This is a genomic window from Flavobacterium poyangense (assembly GCF_011751075.1).
Classification (GTDB): Bacteria; Bacteroidota; Bacteroidia; order Flavobacteriales; family Flavobacteriaceae; genus Flavobacterium; species Flavobacterium poyangense.
Map to the genome: position 1 here is coordinate 13,904 of NZ_JAALLN010000005.1, position 21,196 is coordinate 35,099.

Below are 21,196 nucleotides of genomic sequence, written 5' to 3' on the forward strand. Positions count from 1 at the left end.
GTTAGTAATCTTAATCTGTTTTGTGTTTTTTTTCTGACTATTTTGTTTTTCGAACAGTCGATAAATTCGAACCGGATTAAGTGTTTATTTCATCTTGAGAAAGCACTTCAATTTAAAGCGACAGAATACCATAACTAAAAAAAATCACCGATCAATTGGCAGTGATATAACGAGAATAAAGCGGTTTTGTATGTTACGATTGTTTCCAAAATAACCTTTCGTTACTATTATATACAAGCAGTTTTTATAGTTACTTCATAACAAATTGCCTCGGTCATAAGGTTAACAGTATATAATAATGATGAAGTTACTTTGGGGAGTATTAAAGTTTTGTCAGTAGTTTTTTAAGTACTCCTTTTATTGAACTGTTTAACGCTTCTATAACTGTTTCTTTAGTTTTTTCAGGTCCTTCATGAACTGTTTGTTTAGGCAAGTTTACCATCTCGGTAGGTACAGATGAATCTGTCCGAACAGTACCATAATAATATACCCCTTTTTTTTGAATCGCAGGATAAATCTGCATTCCCGGAATTAAAACATTTTCTTTAGGTATTGAAGCTGCCCAGGGCAAAACAATTCCAGAGACACCACCGTTACCAAAATCGGTAATTTCGGAACTTTTTACAGTATGTTTACCAACAGTCATTTGGGCATTCATTTTTAATCCCGGCCCCAGGATTAGAATCATAAATACTATATTTTTCATTTTGATATGTTTTAGTAGTCGCTTGTCTTTAACTAAAATAACTAACTGTTGAGGGGTAACTTTAATAGCTTATTGAGTTAAAAGCAGACAGTTTCCCTTAATTTTTAATAAAACGTTTCTATATATCAGGTAAAATTTTGTAATCTTAGCCGAATTAGAGATCAGACAAGGTAATTACAACTTTAAGGGGCTACTATTGGTTAATATCAAATAGGGTCTTTAAAAAGCTTATCACAATATTATTTAGTATTACAATCCTAAGTATATAAATACATTAGTACTTAGATATGTATTTTCTGTATTAATAGGGCTGTTACTTCCTCCGGTAGAAATAGTTACAGTGTGATTGTGATCTCCTGCAGATTCTGTTTGATAGGAGCCATCTTTATCATCAGCTATTGGGTTGCTGCCAGCTCCTGCTGCGATACTGTGACTTGCACTCCCTCTATCTGTATAAGTGTGTCTGTGAGCTCCACTATAATTTGTGGTACCTGTCAATTGTATATTGGGTAGATTGGCTCTACCTAAAACTACCTGGTCATTTCCATTTGTGCTTCCTAATACCCCTTTCATTTTAAGCAATTTATTAGTTGCATTCGGAATTGTATTTGTAAACCCTAAAGCAGCGGCAGCAGTCATTTGAGTTGCTGTTAAAGTGGTTAAATTTCTTCCGTTCAGTAGTAACCATCCTTCATGATCAGCTGTTTTAAAACTATTCTTAACATCACCCATAGTCGCTCCTGAAATAGAACAATTCAAACATTTCCAAATTGTACCATCGTAATAATAAAACATATTGTCGGTTGTTAAATAAACCAGTTGTCCTGATCTGTTTCCACTGTTTGGTAAAGTACTAACTTGTGGACATCCTATTCCTGCAGCCGATGTTGGACTGGACGGGTTGGTTTCCCGTACATCTAAGGTTACAGAGGGAGTTTCAGTATTTATTCCCGTTTGACTGTAAGCTGAATTTAAACCTAATAGAATAATTCCTAGCACTATTTTTCTTAGTATCATTTTTTGAATTTTAATGTTCGATTTTTAATTAATTGTCAATTTTGATAGTATAAAAACAAAGAAGGAGGTTAAGCAAATTTGTTTTGCAGATATTTTTTTCAATCACATCATAATTAAGTATTCCTGCTATTAAAACATTTCCCTGGAGGTAATGTGTTCCACATGACAAAAAGATTCCTGAAACACTACCAGTACCAAAAGCTATAACTCCGGAACCTTCTACATTGCTCTTTACGATCGCGATCCGAACATTCCTTTTTAATCATGACACCGGAATTAGAATTATAAATGTTATATTTTTCATTTTTATTCGTTTATTAATAATTTGTATTTAGATACTTAGTTATCAATACAGGATTGCTGAATGCAATTCCAAGAGCTGCCATTGTACAGTTTTAAACAATTGCTTTTCGGATCGTAAACAAGCATTCCAGCAACAGGAACAGCTATAGCTGTTTCCGGCGAATTGACTTTACTAATAGCAAATCCTTTTTCTGTAGACTCTAAGATTAGAGCACCATTTCTTTTATTTAAACCAGGATTATTTTCTCGATTCAGTGTAGAAATAATGGTTAAAGAACCTGCCTCTTTGCCGGTAACAACACCGGGTTTATAGCAAATTCCGCAAGTATTATCATTTGTAATAACGGTACTACTTGAAGGGGAACTACAATTATATTTTGCAGAATGATAATAAGCTGTGTAAGTGCCTGCTGTAGTTACCGTAGTAGGATCTGTAACCACGGCTCCCTTAGCATCTTTCCAAACCAAAACTGTACCTGCGGGTGTTGGGGAAGTAATTAAACTATTTAAGTCTAAAACCATGCCTTTACAGATGCTTCCTTTATTAATTAAAACTGGTGCTGTATCTCCTGCTTCACAACCAAAAACCAGTTTATTACTACTGGTAAAATTGCCGGGAGCACTGCCAAAATTAATCGAAATTCCTATACCATTATCGGTGTCCGAGCTGCTGTATATGGTGTTCTTAAAAGTCATTGTAGATCCTAAATCTTTATTCATATCACTATAATAACCTGAAAAATAACCACTCCATGGCACGCCTCCCAGATATTCAAACGCTTCATATGATGATCCCCTAACTACTCCAACAACCAAATTAGGTGCTTTTCCTGATACAAATCCGGGGCCTTTATCACTTCCTTGTAAATAAGTATCCCAACCATGGGATAATTTGATTTGTTCACTATTACCATTTGGTATAATTACATTGTATTCTATAGTGAAAAAATTCTCGGGTAAACTATAAATATATTTTATTGTCAAAAAATAGGTTAATTCGTTTTTGAGAGCTGAAAGTTTGATTTCATTTACAAAATGACCCGGAGAGGATTCAATAAAGCTTTGCTGTGTGCTACTAATAATCTTTAGCTTATTAGAATTTTCAGGATTTGAACCTACGGATAATGTACCTCCTGTAAAATTACTTTGCCCCACGGAAAATACTATACCATGTGAACTTCCTGGGACATCATATGGGTATGAAGTTCCTCTCTGTAAATTGACGGAACTACTGTATATCTGATTTGAATCTTTTTTTCTGACTTGCATATTTGCCGCACCTGATAGAGTTATCCTAAGCCCGTCATTGGCATTTGTTCCACCATTTTGGTTTATTATGGTCTGACCATAATAAACTATTTTACAGCTATCATTGTTGCCTTTACGGGTAAAGCGATATAGTTGTCCGTGTCCCGGATGCGTGTTTATAGTACCGACAAAAGTTGTAGAAGCAGTCGGGCTCGCACTACTTGTATTGAGCCATAATTGCTTTGCATCTGCATTTGAAGTGATACCGTTAAATAGACCAATAGAAGCTGATTTAGTACCTGAATCTGAATTATTAGGTTCCTGATTATAAATGTATTCTATAGTATTACTTCCTTCGTACAATTTGATCTGAAAGGTGATGGTACCCGAAGTAGCATTTTTAGACCATTTCCAGTTTTTCCACTCGGCAGTAAAAACCTGATTTGGCGCTGTGCCTGTAGTATTGTAGGAAAAAGTACCGGTTCCCACACCAAAATCATCCCATAAGGGAGCAAGTAAAGTTAAATTAGCTGGTGTTAATGAGCTACTGGAATTATTATGGGTAGTAAAAGGAGTGTTGAAAGATAATGTTCCGTTCGAACCGGCATAAAAATCAGTATAGGTCTCACACCCAAATTGAAAAGAAAATCCCAGAGGTAACTTGTTAGTAGCAGTAGTAGAGGAAGTACTAATATTCGGAACAATATTTCCCCCATTCAGATAAGTAAAGATCGTTTGTTCACTACTAAAAGTATAAGGGATATTATCAGCTCGTTTGGTGCCTTGTGCTTCTTGGGCGATACTTCTTGCAGGAAATAATGCCGCTAAGATGGCTAGAAAAAAAAATCTTGTTTTGTTGCGATTCTTTATAAAATATCTCACTTTAAAAAAATATATAATTATTTAACTATGTGTTTGCTAAAAACTAAAGCTGAGCATTGTATCAAACAAAAGAGCACTTCAGTTTAACTATTAACTATTAAGGATACAACAATCATAAAAAATGATAATTGATTTGTATGTTGTATTTATTTCCAGAATGACCATTCACTACCATTATAAATACATAGCATTTTTTTAGTTGTATCGTAACAAATGGTGCCTGCCATAGGGTTAACAATATTTAAATGTGGAGAGACTACCTTAGGCAGTATTAAAGCTTTATCGGTAGTTTCTAAGACAAGTACGCCTTTTATCGAGCTACTTAATGCTCCTAAAACGGTTCCTTCCGTTTTTTCCGGTCCCGCGGGAATTGCATTTTGTTCAGACAAATTTACTGCTCCCGTGCGTTTAGATAAATCTACCCAAATTGTACCATTATAATACATCACTTTCTTTTGGATCGCATCGTAAATCAGCATTCCCGGACTTAAAGCACTTCCTTCGGGCAAAGTAGTTACCCAGGGTAAAACAATTCCCGAAAATCCTCCGCTAGCAAAATCTATAATTCCGGAGCCATCTATAGTTTGCTTTCCAATGGCCATTTGCGCATTCATTTCTAATCCTGACACCAGAATTAGAATCATAAATAATATATTTTTCATTTTTATAGGTTTAGCGGGGGCTTACCTTGTGTATTTACTCTTCCAAAAAAGACTAACTGTTGGTTGTCTTTATTTTAATAGTTCTTTGAGTTAAAAGAGGTAAGTTTCCCTTATTTTTATTAAAACTTTTTTATGTAGCAGATAAAATAATTACAATTTTAAAGACTATTAGTTAATTATCAGTACAGGATTGCTCAATACAATGCCAGGAACTGCCATTGTACAACTTTAAACAATGGCTTGCAGGGTCATAAACAAGCATTCCTTCGACCGGAACTGCAATCTTTGTTTCCGGTGAAGCTATTTTACTAATGGCAAAGCCTTTTTCTTTAGATTCTAAAATTAAAGCACCGTTTCTTTGAGATAAACCGGGTTTGTTTTCTTTATTTAAGGTAGAAATACTTGTCAAAGAGCCTGTTTCTTTGCCAGTTGTAACAGCAGATTTATAACAAACGGCACAACTATTATCGACCGTAATTGTAATAGTATTAATAGGAGAATTACAGTTGTATTTGTCTGAATAAAAAGAAACACTGTATTTTCCTCCAATTGTTACCATTGTAGGATCTGCAACCGTAATTCCGGTTTCATTTTTCCAAACGACAACACTACCTGTAGGCACCTGAGAGGTGATAAAATTGTTTAAATTTAATGGAACACCTGCACAAAGACGACTGGTACTAGCCGTTAAAGCAGGCATCACATCTCCTGCTTCACAGCCTATAACCAATTTATTACTGCTGGTAAAGCTACCTGGGAGGTTGCCGAAATTAATTGAAATTCCGATAGCATTATCGATATTAGGATCTGTCAGTATAGTATTTTTATAAGTCATAGAGTTCCCTAAATCATTATATAAATTAGAAAGACTAGAAGAAAAATATCCACTCCATGGTATTCCTCCAACATATTCGAAAGCTTCATAAGAAGGAGTTTTAACAACACCCATAATCAATTTTGGTGCATTTCCTTTAACAAATCCTGGACCTCGATCGCTATTTGCTAAATAGGTATCCCAACCATGTACTAGTTTTACATCTTCGGTATTTCCGGGAGGTATATCTACATTATAATCTATCAGAAAATAAGTTTTAGGAAAATCATAAGTGTATTTTATAGTTAAATAATATACCTGACTGCCTATAACTGCAGAGAGTTTAATTGTGTTTTCATAATGACCAGGGGACGTTTCTATAATGCGCTGCTCTGTACTACTTATTACATTTAATCTATTAACTTCTGGAAGATATTGTTGTGATAAACTTCCGGAATGAAATTTTTTTCCCCCAATTGCAAGTATTAAACCTTGAAAACCAGATGACTCACCTGTTCCTGGTTTATAAGGAAGCGAAGTGCCTTCTTCGAGATTGCTTTTAGGGGGAAATATCTGTCCAGTGTTATTTTTTATAATCTGCATATTTGCAGCACCAGTTAAGATAATTTTAAGTCCATCAGTTGCATTTGTACCTCCTTTATCGTTAATTACAGTTCGTCCATATGCAGTACTTTCACAGCTTTCAGTAGTCTCATTATAAGTAAAACGATATAATTGCCCAGTTGCAGGGCGTATATTGATTTGATTTTTTAAGGTATTAAATATATCAGGATTAGAAGTACTATTATTAAGCCATAATCCTTGTTTTCTATCAATTGTATTTACGTATCGACCATTAAAAACACCTATTGAAGCACTTTTTTCATTAAGAGTTTCGTTAAGTCCTTCTTGATTGTATATGTATTCTATAGTATTGGTTCCCTCGTACAATTTTACTTGAAAAGATATGTTAGGTTTAGTTGCATTCCATTTCCAGTTTTTCCATTCAGCCGTAAAAACTCGGTTAGGCGCTGTGCCAGTAGTGGCATACGAAAAAATACCGGCATTACCATCTAATATGTCCCATAGAGGAGCTAGAATATTTGGATTTTTCTTATAACCAAATTGATATTCCCAATTATCTGAAGTAGGAAATGCAGTGTCAAAACAAAGTGTCCCATTAGAACTAGCATAAAAACTAGAATATGTAGTACAACTAAAATTAAAATCAAATCCAATAGGTATAAGACTTGTAGTTGTCCTTACTTCATTAACGATTGTTCCTCCAACTAAATAATTAAACGTAGTAGCTTGTGCCTCGAACTTATAGGGTATGCTTGGATTTTTGTATTTAAATATCTGAATTTCTTGGGCAATACACTTTGTAGAAAATAGCGTTGCTAAAATCACTAAAAAAAGGAATCTTGTTTTGTTACAACCATTTAAAAAATAGTTCATTATAAAAATTTAACATTAATAACTCTAGTTTTACTAAATTTAAGACTGAGCGTTATTTCTTAATATAAAAAACACTTCAATTCAACTTTATATTTGTAAATGCAAAGGAAATATTAAATACGGTCAGGAAAAAATATAAGACTACGCATATCTACTCATGTGCCATAAAACAAGGGCTTAGCGTAAATTTTTGAGTAATTTTTTGTGTTGTTTGCTAATAATTGATGAGCTTTTATCAGTTTGATATGTGTTAATACCTATTACGCAATAGTGAATTTATATAATCTATTGACATGGATTTATAATTCAATAAGTAAAAAAATAATAATAAAGACTAAAGAAAGACGTAGTAAATAAGATGTTAATCAATGTCATAATTTCTGTAACCGTCTATTTATATTTTTGTTATAATTTTGAAAAACGTCTGATAAAGGATCAACACGAAAAACTGTGGAGAGATAAAAATCTTCAAGAGTATCGTGTTTGTTTAACCGCAAGGGCCACAAAGGTTTTGGCAAGGTTCGCTAAGATAAAAAATAGCAGTTTCGATAAAAGCTTTGCGGGCTCCTATGTTTGCAGTAAAATTTTTTCACGCAGATTTGCTTCGCCAGTTCGCTATCGCTCGGGTAGCAGATTCCTCCATATGTCAGTCTGAGCGCAGCCGAAGACCGAATTGCACAAAAAAAAAGTCCTAATTTTCATTAGGACTTTTTGGTGGGGAGAGCAGGATTCGAACCTGCGAAGTTCACACAGCAGATTTACAGTCTGCCCTCGTTGGCCGCTTGAGTATCTCCCCGAAGCTTGTATTATTGCGCTTTGTTGTGCTAAGCGGTTGCAAATATAGCAACGTTTTTCATGTTTGCAAACAAAAAATGAACTTAATTTTGAGTTGTTTTTCAGATATTTTTTAACCCGTTGGTATTGAATAAAATATAATGGTGCCTGATGCTATTTTTTTTTCTTTTTTTTAATTGCGCGAGCCCCTTGGCTAAAAGTATTGCTGTTTATTGTTGTTGAGTTGTGAAGATTTTGAGGTACAAAGGTACAAAGGTACAAAGGTTCAAAGGTTCAAAGGTTCAAAGGTTCAAAGGTTCAAAGGTTCAAAGGTTCAAGGGTGCAAGGGTGCAAGGGTGCAAGACTCCAGCTTTAGCTGGAGTACCCGGAAAGGGAATAGATTGGCTTTAGCCTAATTTTTGCGTTTTGGTGTCTTAGAAAGAGTTTATTTGCGCTTAAATGCGATTGGCAAGATCTACTGAAGAATAAAGAATTCGAAAACCGATTTAGAGTAACAGGAACGAAAGAATTTTAATCTAATACAGAAGAGGGTGATACTATTTCTAGGGAGAATTGAAGTAAGACAGTTTCAGTCTCAGTCTTACTTGTCACATTTCACTTCTAACATTTCACTTCTAACATTTCACATAAAAACAAAATCTACATAAAATAAAAAAATCTCCACTAAGGGAGATTTTTTTATGGTATTCAGATAAGTCTTATTTAGCTAGAAGCTCTAAGATCTTAGCTCTTAATTCAGGACCTCTTAAGTTTTGTGCAACTACTTTTCCTGTTGCATCAAGTATAAAAGTTGCCGGGATCGATTCTACATTATATTGTTTGGCGATTGGCTCGTCCCAGTATTTTAAGTTAGAAACCTGTGTCCATGTAAGACCATCTTTTGCGATTGCTTCTTTCCATGCAGCGGCTTCTTTATCTAAAGAAACACCAATAATATTCAAACCTTTTGAATGTAATTCTTTGTAAATAGCTACAACATTAGGATTTTCTTGTCTGCATGGTCCACACCATGATGCCCAAAAGTCTACGATAGTTATTTTTCCTAAACTTTGTTTAAGTGAAATAACTTTTCCTTCCGGATTAGGTGCAGAAAAATCGGATCTTCATTTAGCGTTACCGGCAGAAGGAGCAGTTGCACCAACTGAAGGCATTTTTGCTTGACCTAATTTTGTTTTGATCTCTTTTCCAGGAGTAGTGTTTTTTAAAGACTCATCTAAAGAGTTATATAAAGCTTCTGCTTTTTTGATATCTGTTGATGGATCTCCTAACATACCTTGAATAATCAAAGCAGAGATATAAGATTTTGGGTGACCTTCAGCATAAGCTACATATTTCTTTTTAGAATCTGCTTGTACTTCTGTTTGGATAGCCATATATTCTTTCATCAAGCCGTTGATAGTTGCTGTATCTTGAGCTTGTTGAGCTGTTTGCATTTTCTGAGTGTTGTTTTTCTGAAAATCAGCTAATCTTTTTTGAGTTTTAGTAAGTTCAGCATTGAAAGTAGTGTACTCATCATTATTGTAAGTACCAGATACTTTAGATTTGTGGATGCTGTCTTTGTCAACTGTAACAAGAATTTCTCCCGTTTCTAAGATAAAAGGGATTGGATTGTTTGCTCCTTGAAGGATTAAAGTGTGAAAAGCCGGCTCAGTTACTTTTCCTTTGATTTCAAATTTTCCGTTTTCAACTTTTACAGTGTCAAGAGCGACAGTCATTTTTGTTGCTGGATCCTGACCTTGAAGGATGATCGTTTTTCCGTTTTCAATTCCTTTTGCGGTTCCTGTAATTAGGTATTCTCCGTCTTTAACTTTGCTGCATGAAATTATCGCTACAGAAGCAGTTAGTAAAAAAAGTATTTTTTTCATTATAAAAAATTAATTAGTTAATTGATTTGTGCAACAAAAGTATCTAAAATTATAAAATATAAAGAATTTTGGTGCCTAAAATTTTGTTATAGTTTTTTTGCGCTTAAGGGTCATGTTTTCAGGCTGTTTGAGTGTGTAGGTTGCATTAAAAGTTTTAATGTTATTTTTATTTTAGATTTAATAACGCCTTTTTTTATTTTTTAAGCATAAAAAAAGCATCCTGTTTCCAGAATGCTTGTATAGATAGTTTAGGTATAAATCTATTCTTGATTTGTTTTCTTTCTCCAAGTGAAAGAGTTCAAAATGTGTCTTTTTGCAAATCTTCCAGGAGAATCTGCATTTACCATTTTTACATAAGTAGCTTTAGGTACACTGATGTATTCGTAAACACTACCATTAGAAAAATCGATAATTAAACGTCCTTCAACAAATTTATAATCTGTAATAGTACAAGTCGAAATTGTTTCAGTGTATTCCGGTAAATTAAGTTTAATCGTTTCAGGATTAATACTTACCAAAAAGTGATAAGCTTCAATAATCGCTTTACTTTTTTCTTCTGCAGCTTTCAAACCAGCATCATCACCTTGAAATTTATCAGGATGAGATTCTTTCATTGCATTGCGATAAATTGCTTTCAAATCTTTTAATTCTGCAGTTTTGTCTACATTTAGTAACTTACGGTATTCAACTATTTTTTTCATAAATAAAAGGTAACTTCTTGTCTATTAGTTTGAAATGGATATTTAATACTTCAAAACGACAAATTTTTTGCAAAGGTACACTTTTTTTTAACTTTTCAGTTTTCAAGGAAAAAATATTTAAAATCTTTAAAGTAGAAGGGCTTTTTTAAAGTTTCAAGTTTCAAGTTTCAGGTTTCAAGTTTCATGCTAACCGCTATGCGTGTAAAAAAGTAAAAAAATAGCAAAGCTTTGTGGACTCCTATGTTTGCAGTGAAATTTTTTCACGCAGATTTGCTTCGCCAGTTCGCTATCGCTCGGGTAGCAGATTTATTCAGATTGTTTTTATCTGAGCACAAAATAAATATCGGCTTAATCTGCAAAATCTGCGTGCAAAAGACTTTGCTTTGTGTTAATACTTTGCAGGCTCTTTACGATCCGGACAAATAAAAATCTTTGCGTTCCTTGCGGTTAAACCAACACTTAGGAGAACCTGAAACTTGAAACCAGAAACAAAAAATCGTAAAAACTATTTCTGTTCCGATTTATAATTCGCCTTATCGAAGTTTTTAGATTTTTTCGGATATTTGTCATAGCTGATATCACTTGGGTTTTCGATAACAGATTTGATTGTGATCATATCTCCGACAGTAAAATTGGTGTGGGCTATTTTGTAATCTAAAAGATATTCTCCACAAAAATAATTGTTGTTTTCATCTTTTTCGATAACGCCGGTATAAACTCCTTTTTGCAGCATTTTTTCGTGTGAGCCTTTAGACATAGCTTTTTTGTTTTAAAATTGAAGTTGCAAAGTTAATCAATATATCGTTTGGTTTGGGGAGTTCAGGACAATCTGAGTATATTTGCATATGCAAAAAAACTTTAAACCACATCCCAATTCTTTTAAAAATACATTTTGTGTCTTTCAGGAAGTTTTACCGGATGAAATCGAAGGTTTGAAAATTCAGTTCGAGAGTAAAGCCGGTAGTACTTATTATTATACTGAAAAAGGAATGTACAGAGTTTCGAATCATTGGGGAAGATTGGCCAATAGTAAATGGCGATTGGTAGCGATGGAGCCTGAAACCCCGTCAAAAACAAAAATTGGATTTGGTGCCTGGAGCGAATTTTATCCTGACAATGCCATAGAAAAGTTGTATTACATTAAGGTTGATTTTGAGAGGAATACGGTCAATTATCAGCATAGAAACAATCCGGAGTACGATAAAAAGGCAGTTTTGAGAACTAGTTTTGAAACCACAAAAAGGATCAAACAAATAAGAAATCTGCAACAATTGACATCCTGGGCAAAACATTTTGAGGAAGACATAGACGTTTTGCGCCGGAAGATCATCACAGAATTAATTTTTACCGAAAAAACATTAGAAGAAATTAAAAGAGAAATATAATGGGACGCAACAATGAGAGGAATATCAAAAAGCACAATGACAAATTGCACAAAGCCCAAAACAAAGCAAAACAAGCCGAAATTGCGCGCAAAGAAAAGCTAAAAGAAATTGTGAGAAAATTTAACGAAGACAAGAAGAAAGAGTAAAAATAAATCAAATTTCAAGTTCTAAAACTCCAAATTCCAAGTTTTTACAAGGACTAACTTGAAACTTGAAACTTGAAACAAAAAAATAAAAGATGAATACAAAATTTGAAGATTTAAAAGGTAGTGTACAGGAAATTATCGATTTAATTGCTGCTAAACAAGATAAGGAAGCGAACAATAAATTACTTGAAGTAAGTGAAACTCTTGATGAATTACTTGATTTTGCTGAAGAAGATGAAGAATTAAGAGAAATTAGCCGATATCAGGTTTTATTGAACCAGCTGCACGTAAAAATCAATGGAGAAGAGCAGGTTGATGGAGAGTAAAAAATGCTTTTGTGATACCGGCTTGTTATTTGAAGAGTGCTGTGGATTGTATCTTCATATTCATCAGACTGCACCGACTGCACTGGCATTAATGCGTTCAAGGTATTCAGCCTATGCAACTCATAATGTCGATTATCTGTTAGAAACAACCTATGTTTCAGAAAGACCTTATTATTCGAGAACTGAAATATTGAAGTGGGCGACCGCTAATGCGTGGCAAAAACTTGAAATTATTAGTTTTACGGACACGACAGTTGAGTTTAAAGCTTATTTTTTAGACAGTGATCGTAAACCTCAGACGCATTATGAATTTTCTACTTTTAAATTCGAAAATAAGGCTTGGTTTTATGTTGATGGAAAGTTTGAATAAAATTCAATTTCAGAGCTATTTTCGGACTATTTGCAGTATTTTTTTTAACTAAAAATTAATAAGTGTTTCGTTTTTCGTAATTCTAAAAAACCGTAATTTTAGAATTATGAAAGACGAAATAAAAAAAGGTTTTTACTTTAAGACATATGAAGCACCGTTTCAGTCTCCGTTTGAAAAACTTTTCGGGATTTTCAAGGAGCTTATCACCCATACTTCGGGAGATTTTGATGAAGCTATAGACTGGCTTCGCGAATTGGATAAGGAATACAAGCTTACCGATGAGAACTATACAATCGATGATTTTATTGAGGACCTAAAAAAGAAAGGTTACATAAAAGATGAAACCAAAGAAGATGGGACTTCCGGTTTTGGAATAACTGCCAAAACAGAACGGGCGATCAGACAACAGGCTTTGGATCATATTTTTGGCAATTTGAAACGCTCCGGAAACGGAAACCATAAGACCAAATATGCCGGAAATGGGGACGAACATACAGGCGAATTTCGTGAATTTAATTTCGGGGACGGTTTAGAACGCATTTCTTTGACCGAAAGTTTACGCAATGCCCAAATCAATAATGGTGTTGAAAGTTTTATGTTGACCGAAAATGATTTGGTAGTTGAAGAAACGCAGTACAAAGCGCAAATGAGTACCGTTCTGATGATTGATATCAGTCACAGTATGATTTTGTACGGTGAAGACCGCATCACACCCGCTAAAAAAGTAGCGATGGCATTAGCCGAATTAATCACAACGCGATACCCGAAAGACACACTCGATATTTTGGTTTTTGGTAACGATGCTTGGACCATCCCAATCAAAGATTTGCCGTATTTGCAAGTTGGTCCTTATCATACGAATACGGTTGCCGGTCTGCAATTGGCAATGGATATTTTGCGCAGAAAACGAAATACCAACAAACAAATCTTCATGATTACCGATGGAAAACCGAGTTGCGTTCGCGAACGTGACGGTTCCTATTATATGAACAGTAATGGTCTCGACGAATATATCGTTGACAAATGTTATACACAAGCGCAACAAGCCAGAAAACTGCATATTCCAATTACAACTTTTATGATCGCGAATGATCCGTATTTGCAGCGTTTTGTAAATCATTTTACCGAAGCCAATCAGGGAAAAGCATTTTACACAGGATTAAAAGGTTTGGGTGAAATGATTTTTGAAGATTATGAAACAAACCGAAAGAAACGCGTGAGATAACCATACAGATGCCGTAGAGATGCTGTAGAGACGCACAGCAGTGCGTCTTTGTCGGTTCAATAAAACGTGGTATGTAAATCGTAAAATGTAAAATGTGAAATGTGAAATGTAAAATGTAAAATGTGGTAGATACGCACAGCAGTGCGTCTTTGTCGGTTCAATAAAACGTAGAAATGTAAAATGTTAAATGTAAAACATGAAACGTGATTTACGCTAGAGACACACAGCAGTGCGTCTTTATTTTAATCGTTTCATTTTAAATAAATAATATGAAAATAGAGAATATAAAAACATTAGGTCAATTAAAAACGTCAGGATACAAAACCAAATCGATCAAAGACGAATTGAGAGAAAATCTTAGAGAAAAAATCAAGTCGGGAGCACCTGTTTTTGAAGGGGTTCATGGTTTTGAGAATACAGTAATTCCAGAGTTAGAGCGTGCTATTCTTTCTCGTCATAATATCAATTTGTTAGGACTTCGTGGTCAGGCTAAAACCAGATTAGCCCGTAAAATGATCGAATTGTTGGACGAATATATTCCATTTGTCTCCGGTTCTGAAATAAATGATGATCCTTTAAATCCAATTTCCCGTTTTGCAAGAGATCTTATTTTAGAAAAAGGAGACGAGACACCAATTTCGTGGTTGCACAGAAATGACCGATTTTTTGAAAAACTGGCAACTCCGGATGTAACTGTTGCGGATCTTATTGGTGATGTTGATCCTATAAAAGCAGCAAATTTGAAATTGTCTTATGCTGATGATCGCGTGATACATTTTGGGATGATTCCGAGAGCAAATCGCTGTATTTTTGTGATTAACGAATTGCCCGATTTGCAGGCCAGGATTCAGGTGGCTTTGTTTAATATTTTGCAGGAAGGAGATATTCAGATTAGAGGTTTTAAGCTGAGAATGCCGCTTGATATGCAGTTTGTTTTTACAGCAAATCCGGAAGATTACACTAATAGAGGAAGTATAGTTACGCCTCTTAAAGACAGAATTGGTTCTCAGATTTTAACGCATTATCCTGAAACGGTAGAAATTGCGAGAGCCATTACGGAACAAGAAGCAAAATTAGATGAAAATCAAAGTAAAATTGTTTATGTGCCGGGTCTGGCAAAAGACATTCTGGAGCAAATAAGCTTTGAGGCACGTGATAGCGAATATATAGATAATAAAAGTGGTGTAAGTGCCAGAATGAGCATTACAGCATTCGAAAACTTAATCAGTACTGCAGAGCGCCGTGCTTTAATCGCGGGAGCTGATCAAACGACGTTGCGTTTGTCCGATTTTATAGGAATCATTCCATCGATTACCGGAAAAGTTGAGTTGGTTTACGAAGGCGAGCAGGAGGGAGCGGCTGCTGTGGCTCAAAATCTGATTGGGTTAGCGATACGTACTTTGTTTTCGCAGTATTTCCCAAAGATTGAAAAATTGGAGAAAGCGGACGAAAAAACACCGTACACCGATATTATCGATTGGTTTTTTGCAGAAAGCGGATTTGAACTCTTAGACGATTGTTCAGATGCAATATATGAGGGTTTACTGGATGAAGTAACTCCTTTGGATGCTTTAGTTAAAAAATACCAACCTCAATTGGACAAAAAAGATCAGTATTTTGTAAAAGAGTTTGTTTTATGGGGACTGGTAGAATACCGAAAGTTAAGTAAAGATCGCTTCGCAAAAGGGCATCAGTTTAAGGATATATACGGAAGCTATATCAGTAAATTTTAATTGTGGATAAATAAAAAAATAAATAAATAAACCGGACAGTTTTTTAAAACCTGTCCGGTTTGTTTTTGTGTTAAATTGAAATTATAAAATAGATTAATACTATTTTTGCTTTCAAAATCAAATGGTATGTTATTTCTTGTTTTAAGTATATTTTGCAGTGTAATTGTAGGTGTTATTTTTAAAATTACACGAAAATATGCGACCAATCCAACGCAGATTGTAGCCTTCAATTATGTTTTTGCGCTATTACTGTGTTATTTTGTATTTAGTCCTGATCTTAGTGAAGTCAAGTCAAATGCGCCTTGGGGAATTTATTCTTTAATTGGTGTTTTATTGCCTGTTGTTTTTCTTTTTCTGGTGGCCTCGATACGATATATGGGAATTGTAAAAACGGATACTGCGCAGCGATTATCACTATTTATTCCGATTCTTGCGGCTTGGTTTATTTTTAAAGAAGAATTTAATGCATATAAGGTTTTTGGACTTGTCATTGGCTTTTTGGCTCTTTTGCTGATCTTAAAAAAGCAATCTGATAATACGGAGAACAAATGGATTTATCCGGCTGTTGTTTTATTTGGCTTTGGGATTATTGATATTCTTTTTAAGCAAATAGCACTATATACCACCTTACCCTATACGACTTCTCTCTTTGTTGTTTTTTGCATTGCATTAGTTATTGCTTTGCTCATCGTTGTTTATGAAGTTGTGTTTAAAAAAGTAAAATTTGAATCTAAAAATATTCTTTTTGGAGGGTTAGTAGGCCTTTTTAACTTCGGAAATATTTTGTTTTACCTAAAAGCACATCAAGCTTTTTCAGATAATCCTTCTACAGTTTTTGCCGGAATGAACATGGGGGTTATTATTCTGGGGAGTCTTATTGGTTTGTTTTTTTTCAAAGAAAAATTATCCAAAATCAACTTTGTAGGGATCTTTTTAGCCCTTATTGCCATTATTTTAATCGTTATTTCGCAAATTCAGTAATTTTTATAGGTCTGTAAATGCTTTGTTTACAACGTGTTTTGTGATTTTATTCATTTTATTTAAAATTAATTCTACTAATTCTATAGAATATATAAAGTAATTTATAAATTTGCAATAACAATGAAAAACTCTAGTCAAAATAATAGTCTATTTATGTGCAGCTTGCTAATGTGTTGCATGATGAATTGTGTTATGAAATGGCGTTAATAGAAGATCTACTTGTTATTTTTTTTTTTAAGCCTTTCACGCACCATGGAAGGCTTTTTTTTAGAATTAATAAAAAACAGATATGAGACCGAATCGAAACAGGAATACAATGATGCAATGCTGTCTGATCAAAATTCCGTGCAGCTATTGTACTCTGAGCTAAATTGAATAGTAAAAGAAACTTCTTTCTGACTTTGATTACTTAAAGCAGAAAACATAACCCAAATAAAAAGATAAATAAAATGAGCACTGAAATAATTAAACAGAATCCCTTTCAATCTATGATTGATCGATTTAATACCGCAGCCGATATTCTTAATTTAGAAGAATCGATCAGGCAGAAATTGCAACGTCCGGAAAAACAGATTGTTGTTAATTTTTCGATCGTTTTAGACAATGGAGAAGTTCAGAATTTTGAAGGCTATCGCGTAATTCATAATACGGCTTTAGGTCCGTCAAAGGGAGGTATCCGTTATGATACAGCGGTAAATCTTGATGAAGTAAAGGCATTGGCAGCCTGGATGACCTGGAAATCTGCCGTAACGGGAATCCCGTTTGGAGGGGCAAAAGGCGGAATCATTTGTGATCCCCGAAAACATTCTAAAGCGGAATTAGAGAAAATAACCAGAGCTTACACCAAAGCTTTATCAGATATTTTTGGACCTGAAAAAGATGTTCCGGCACCGGATATGGGAACTGGCCCAGATGAAATGGGGTGGCTAATGGATGAATTTTCATTGGTGCACGGTAAGAAAACTCATGCTGTTGTTACCGGAAAACACCTGCATTCAGGGGGATCGTTGGGTAGAGTAGAAGCTACCGGAAGAGGGGTTAGCATTATTAGTCTGCTGGCGCTTGAGAAATTGAAAATCAGACCTGCAAGAGCAAGTGCTGCTATTCAGGGTTTTGGTAATGTTGGTTTGCATTCGGCTTTGTTTTTGTTCCAAAAGGGATTGAAAATAGTAGCAGTTAGTGATGTCTCTGAAGCTTTTTACAATCCGGAAGGGATCAATATTCCGGAGCTTATTTTGTATTATAATTTGAATAATAAAAGCATAAAAGGTTATCCGAATTCGGTTGTGATTCAGCATGAAGAATTATTGCTTTTAGATGTTGATGTATTGATTCCGGCCGCAAAAGAGGACGTGATCACGCAAAAGAATGCCAATGCTATCCGTGCAAAAATTATAGTGGAAGGTGCAAATGGCCCTGTTTCTTCAGATGCTGATAAAATTTTGCATGATAATAAGGTGTTGGTTGTTCCGGATATTCTGGCCAATGCAGGTGGGGTTACCGTTTCATACTTTGAGTGGCTTCAGAATTCGCTTTCAGAATCGTGGAGAATGCATCAGATAAATACCCGTCTGGAGGTTATACTAGAGAAGAGTTTTGATACTGTTTTCAGAACAGCAGATAAATACAATGTTACACCACGTATCGCAGCTTATATACTTGCTTTGCAAAAAGTAGCCGTTACACAATCGGTAAAAGAAGTCGCATTGGATGTTGTGAAATATAAGCAAAATTAAAAATCGACTCTGAAAATGTGAGTTAGATAATTTTCATCAATTGATACAATGCTGTAGTGAGACGTTGTGTCGATTGGTGAAAATATTTTCTTTTTGAATGATAAATAAATACATTAAAGTAATTTTTAAAATGGAACATATTAATTTTCTTGCCTTTGCAATGCCTGCTTTTTTCCTTTTTTTATTTATTGAATATAAAATAGTGCAGCGAAGAAAAAGACCTGAAATTTTCAATTACGAAAGCTCCGTTTCGAATATTAGTATTGGTATTGCGGAAAGATTAATCAATTTATTTATTGCGGTAAGTTTTTACCAGTTGTATGATTACATATACGATCACTATCGCATTTTTGATATTCCTTCAACTATTATTGTTTGGTTCGGTTTAATTCTCGCCACCGATTTTGTTTGGTACTGGTATCATCGATTGGGTCATGAAGTCAATTTTTTCTGGGCAGCGCATATTGTTCACCATCACAGTGAAGAATTTAATTTTACTGCGGCGGCAAGAATTACCACTTTTCAGGCGATTATCAGAACGGGGTTTTGGTGTATTCTTCCATTTATAGGTTTTCATCCTAAAATGGTAATTACCATGCTGATTGTTCATGGCGCTTATTCTTTTTTTACGCACACACAGCTCATAGGAAAGATAAAATGGCTGGAGTATATTTTTGTAACGCCTTCTGTTCATGGGGTTCATCACGCTTCTGATGAAAAGTATCTGGATAAAAATTATGGGGACATGTTTACTTTTTGGGATCGGCTTTTCGGCACTTTTCAAACCGAAGAGGAAAAACCCAAATATGGATTAACGCATCCGCTTAAAAGCTATAGCTTTTTGTGGCAGCACTTTCATTATTATTTTGAAATTTACGAATTATGGAAGCGCTCGACAGGATTCAAAGAAAAATGGAAGGCCGTTTTTGGAAGCCCTGCCCACATGGACCAGGACATACGCCCGATACTGGAAAAACGTTTTCTGCAGGACAAAGCCAATCCAAATCAACGCCTACGATTTAAGAATTATCTTTATATTCAATTGGGAGTTTCAACGGTGATTCTGACTGTTTTCACTTATTATTTTGAATTTTTAAACACTTTTGATAAAGTTTTTGTACTGTTCTTTATCCTAATTACTTTAGTGAATTGTGGTGCTTTACTGGAACAAAGAAAATGGATTTATTATTTGGAGTATGCCAGGATTTATATGATTGCGGTTTACTTTTTATATGAGAAAGATTTAACTTCTTTTTTCTTTATTCCGCTTGCCGTTATGATTTTCGCTGAACAATTATTTTCATTAAGTAAGCGTTATCAGAACGTTGTTCTTCAATTAGAAACTTCGGAGTAAATTTTTAGAATTGTTATAAACAAACAAACCGGACAGGTTTTTAAAACCTGTCCGGTTTATATTTAATTTTTTTTGGAATTTTCTTCCATGTTGTAGAGGTTCTGAGGTACAAAGATTCAAAGCTACAAAGATTAAACGGAAAGGGGAGTAATGGTAATATCAATCGGAATATATAGATCGTAATTCTGAGTTTCTATTTTTTATTGCCATTGTCATTACCATTGCATTGATTTTTTTAAACCCTGTTATAATCAGCTCGCCAGTGTACGATTGCTTTTTTTATGGCAGCACCTGTCAGATTATTTTTTAGAGTGTCTTCAACAAGTGGTATTAACTCGTTATCGGGGGCAAAGCGCAAAGCAAAAATCTGATCGTCGGTTAGTTTATATTCGAATTCTTCGAATCGATTTCCTGTAAGTGTAAAATAGCGATAGCGAAGTTCCAGTCGTATAATTCTGTTTTGTAAGGTTAAAGCATAATGTTGTCGAAGCATATAGGCAAGCCAGAATAAAAAGGCAAAGCCACTACTTATAAAAGCCCAGATTAGCTTGTCCTCTGTGGTGCAGGTAAAATAAATACTGGTTGTTAAAAGACCAATTAGAATTGGATAATATATAAAATGATGAGGGGTATAAAACCGTATATGATTACGGTATGTTTGAATTTTCATAATTATTTGGTTAAAAAAATAAACCCAAAAGTATAAAAGCTATTCTAATAAAAGAATAGCTTTTTTTAAATAAACTAACTTCCGGTATTTTATATTATAATCTTCAGTTGGACATTAAAACAACCGAAAGTTATCCTAATTCAAATACCTCAAAAACCTTTTGGTAAAATTATCGGATTGCCCGATGTAATTATTATACTTTAATAAGATAATATTATAGAATTCAAATATCGGTAGGGGTATTTGTGAGCGAAATTAAAACCTTCCATTCGTCTAATTTTGATTCGAAAGTTTTACCGGCATTTGCGGGACTCGATGATGGGAGTGTAATGAGTTGATATGATTTTTCAAGAACAACATATTTTTTAAAGAATGCAGCAGCTTTTTGCCCGTTAAAAAGAATGGTTGTAATTTTTGGATGTTCCTTTAAAAAGGATTCGAAGTCATTGGCAACTTCATTTTTTATGGCGCTGTCCAGACTTCCAACTCTGTCACAGTATTGTAGAACATCCCAAATGGCAATATTGTTTTTTTGCAAAAGTGCTTTCCTGGTTTCATAATCATTTGAAAAGTCTTCTTTTAAAATCAGGAATAAAAATTTCCAGAAATTGTTTTGGTTATGGCCATAATATTGGTTGAGTTCTAAAGATTTTATTCCGGGCATTGTCCCTAAAATCAAAACGTTAGACTGAGCAGAGCTAAAGGGAGGGAACGAAAAACTTTTCATGTATCTCATTGAAATTTAATAGAAAACAAGTTGGTTAAGATAATCATTTAAAAGAAATTATTACACATAGAAATAGAACTAAATGTACAGTG

The 21,196-nt window shown here is 34.4% G+C and carries 19 protein-coding genes, 1 tRNA gene and 1 pseudogene; 9 read left to right on the top strand and 12 right to left on the bottom strand.

All coding sequences use genetic code 11. The features are described 5' to 3' along the window. Positions 1–322 precede the first annotated feature (322 nt). The 10 genes and pseudogenes from G3A47_RS10820 to G3A47_RS10865 all read right to left on the bottom strand — a co-directional run bounded on the left by G3A47_RS10820 (position 323) and on the right by G3A47_RS10865 (position 11,208). On the bottom strand, positions 323–706 hold the full coding sequence (locus tag G3A47_RS10820; RefSeq protein WP_166922176.1) for a hypothetical protein: 384 nt from the start codon (positions 704–706) through the stop codon (positions 323–325). A 249-nt stretch (positions 707–955) separates the two neighbouring features. Then, complete coding sequence (locus tag G3A47_RS10825; RefSeq protein WP_166922177.1) at positions 956–1,723, bottom strand: hypothetical protein; 768 nt, start codon at positions 1,721–1,723, stop codon at positions 956–958. 339 nt (positions 1,724–2,062) lie between these two features. Beyond that, entirely contained in the window at positions 2,063–4,156 is a 2,094-nt protein-coding gene (locus tag G3A47_RS10830; RefSeq protein WP_166922178.1) for a hypothetical protein, read from the bottom strand. Positions 4,157–4,302: 146 nt separating this feature from the next. After that, the gene (locus tag G3A47_RS10835) at positions 4,303–4,818 is read right to left on the bottom strand and encodes a hypothetical protein (RefSeq protein ID WP_166922179.1); all 516 of its coding nucleotides are present in this window, start codon (positions 4,816–4,818) and stop codon (positions 4,303–4,305) included. Between the two features lie 172 nt (positions 4,819–4,990). Further along, on the bottom strand, positions 4,991–7,090 hold the full coding sequence (locus tag G3A47_RS10840; RefSeq protein WP_166922181.1) for a hypothetical protein: 2,100 nt from the start codon (positions 7,088–7,090) through the stop codon (positions 4,991–4,993). Between the two features lie 712 nt (positions 7,091–7,802). Beyond that, positions 7,803–7,886 (bottom strand) — tRNA-Tyr (locus G3A47_RS10845). Positions 7,887–8,583: 697 nt separating this feature from the next. Then, positions 8,584–8,970, bottom strand: a pseudogene (locus tag G3A47_RS10850) (peroxiredoxin family protein); the annotation flags it as partial. Positions 8,971–8,988: 18 nt separating this feature from the next. Continuing rightward, positions 8,989–9,750, bottom strand: a complete 762-nt coding sequence (locus G3A47_RS10855) for a DUF4369 domain-containing protein (protein ID WP_166922183.1) — start codon at positions 9,748–9,750, stop codon at positions 8,989–8,991. Between the two features lie 260 nt (positions 9,751–10,010). Next, positions 10,011–10,451 (bottom strand): KTSC domain-containing protein, encoded by a 441-nt coding sequence (locus G3A47_RS10860; protein ID WP_166922185.1) that lies wholly within the window; start codon positions 10,449–10,451, stop codon positions 10,011–10,013. A 505-nt stretch (positions 10,452–10,956) separates the two neighbouring features. Continuing rightward, positions 10,957–11,208: a hypothetical protein gene (locus G3A47_RS10865; RefSeq protein ID WP_166922186.1), complete on the bottom strand. Its 252-nt coding sequence runs from the start codon at positions 11,206–11,208 to the stop codon at positions 10,957–10,959. 88 nt (positions 11,209–11,296) lie between these two features. Between G3A47_RS10865 and G3A47_RS10870 the strand changes: the two genes are divergently transcribed. From G3A47_RS10870 to G3A47_RS10910, 9 genes are all read left to right on the top strand, one after another. After that, positions 11,297–11,836 (top strand): hypothetical protein, encoded by a 540-nt coding sequence (locus G3A47_RS10870; RefSeq protein ID WP_166922188.1) that lies wholly within the window; start codon positions 11,297–11,299, stop codon positions 11,834–11,836. Further along, positions 11,836–11,982 carry a hypothetical protein gene (locus G3A47_RS10875; protein ID WP_166922190.1) on the top strand — a complete coding sequence of 49 codons (147 nt, stop codon included), beginning with the start codon at positions 11,836–11,838 and terminating at the stop codon, positions 11,980–11,982. Before G3A47_RS10870 ends, G3A47_RS10875 begins: the two co-directional genes overlap by 1 nt. 92 nt (positions 11,983–12,074) lie before the next feature. Further along, a complete protein-coding gene (locus G3A47_RS10880) occupies positions 12,075–12,308 on the top strand; it encodes a hypothetical protein (RefSeq protein WP_166922191.1) in 234 nt (77 codons plus the stop codon). Continuing rightward, a complete protein-coding gene (locus G3A47_RS10885; RefSeq protein WP_243860415.1) occupies positions 12,280–12,678 on the top strand; it encodes a YchJ family protein in 399 nt (132 codons plus the stop codon). Before G3A47_RS10880 ends, G3A47_RS10885 begins: the two co-directional genes overlap by 29 nt. Positions 12,679–12,784: 106 nt before the next feature. Further along, complete coding sequence (locus G3A47_RS10890) at positions 12,785–13,903, top strand: vWA domain-containing protein (RefSeq protein ID WP_166922193.1); 1,119 nt, start codon at positions 12,785–12,787, stop codon at positions 13,901–13,903. A 269-nt stretch (positions 13,904–14,172) separates the two neighbouring features. After that, positions 14,173–15,636, top strand: coding sequence for an AAA family ATPase (locus G3A47_RS10895; RefSeq protein WP_166922195.1), 1,464 nt, complete (start codon positions 14,173–14,175; stop codon positions 15,634–15,636). A 126-nt stretch (positions 15,637–15,762) separates the two neighbouring features. Next, entirely contained in the window at positions 15,763–16,617 is an 855-nt protein-coding gene (locus G3A47_RS10900; protein WP_166922197.1) for an EamA family transporter, read from the top strand. Between the two features lie 449 nt (positions 16,618–17,066). Beyond that, positions 17,067–18,353: a Glu/Leu/Phe/Val family dehydrogenase gene (locus G3A47_RS10905; protein WP_243860416.1), complete on the top strand. Its 1,287-nt coding sequence runs from the start codon at positions 17,067–17,069 to the stop codon at positions 18,351–18,353. A gap of 130 nt (positions 18,354–18,483) precedes the next feature. Continuing rightward, positions 18,484–19,707 (top strand): sterol desaturase family protein, encoded by a 1,224-nt coding sequence (locus G3A47_RS10910; protein WP_166922199.1) that lies wholly within the window; start codon positions 18,484–18,486, stop codon positions 19,705–19,707. A gap of 235 nt (positions 19,708–19,942) precedes the next feature. Here the strand turns inward: G3A47_RS10910 and G3A47_RS10915 are convergent, their stop codons facing one another. Further along, a complete protein-coding gene (locus G3A47_RS10915) occupies positions 19,943–20,377 on the bottom strand; it encodes a DUF6526 family protein (protein ID WP_166922201.1) in 435 nt (144 codons plus the stop codon). 223 nt (positions 20,378–20,600) lie between these two features. After that, a complete protein-coding gene (locus G3A47_RS10920; protein ID WP_166922499.1) occupies positions 20,601–21,104 on the bottom strand; it encodes a DNA-deoxyinosine glycosylase in 504 nt (167 codons plus the stop codon). Between the last annotated feature and the right edge of the window lie 92 nt (positions 21,105–21,196).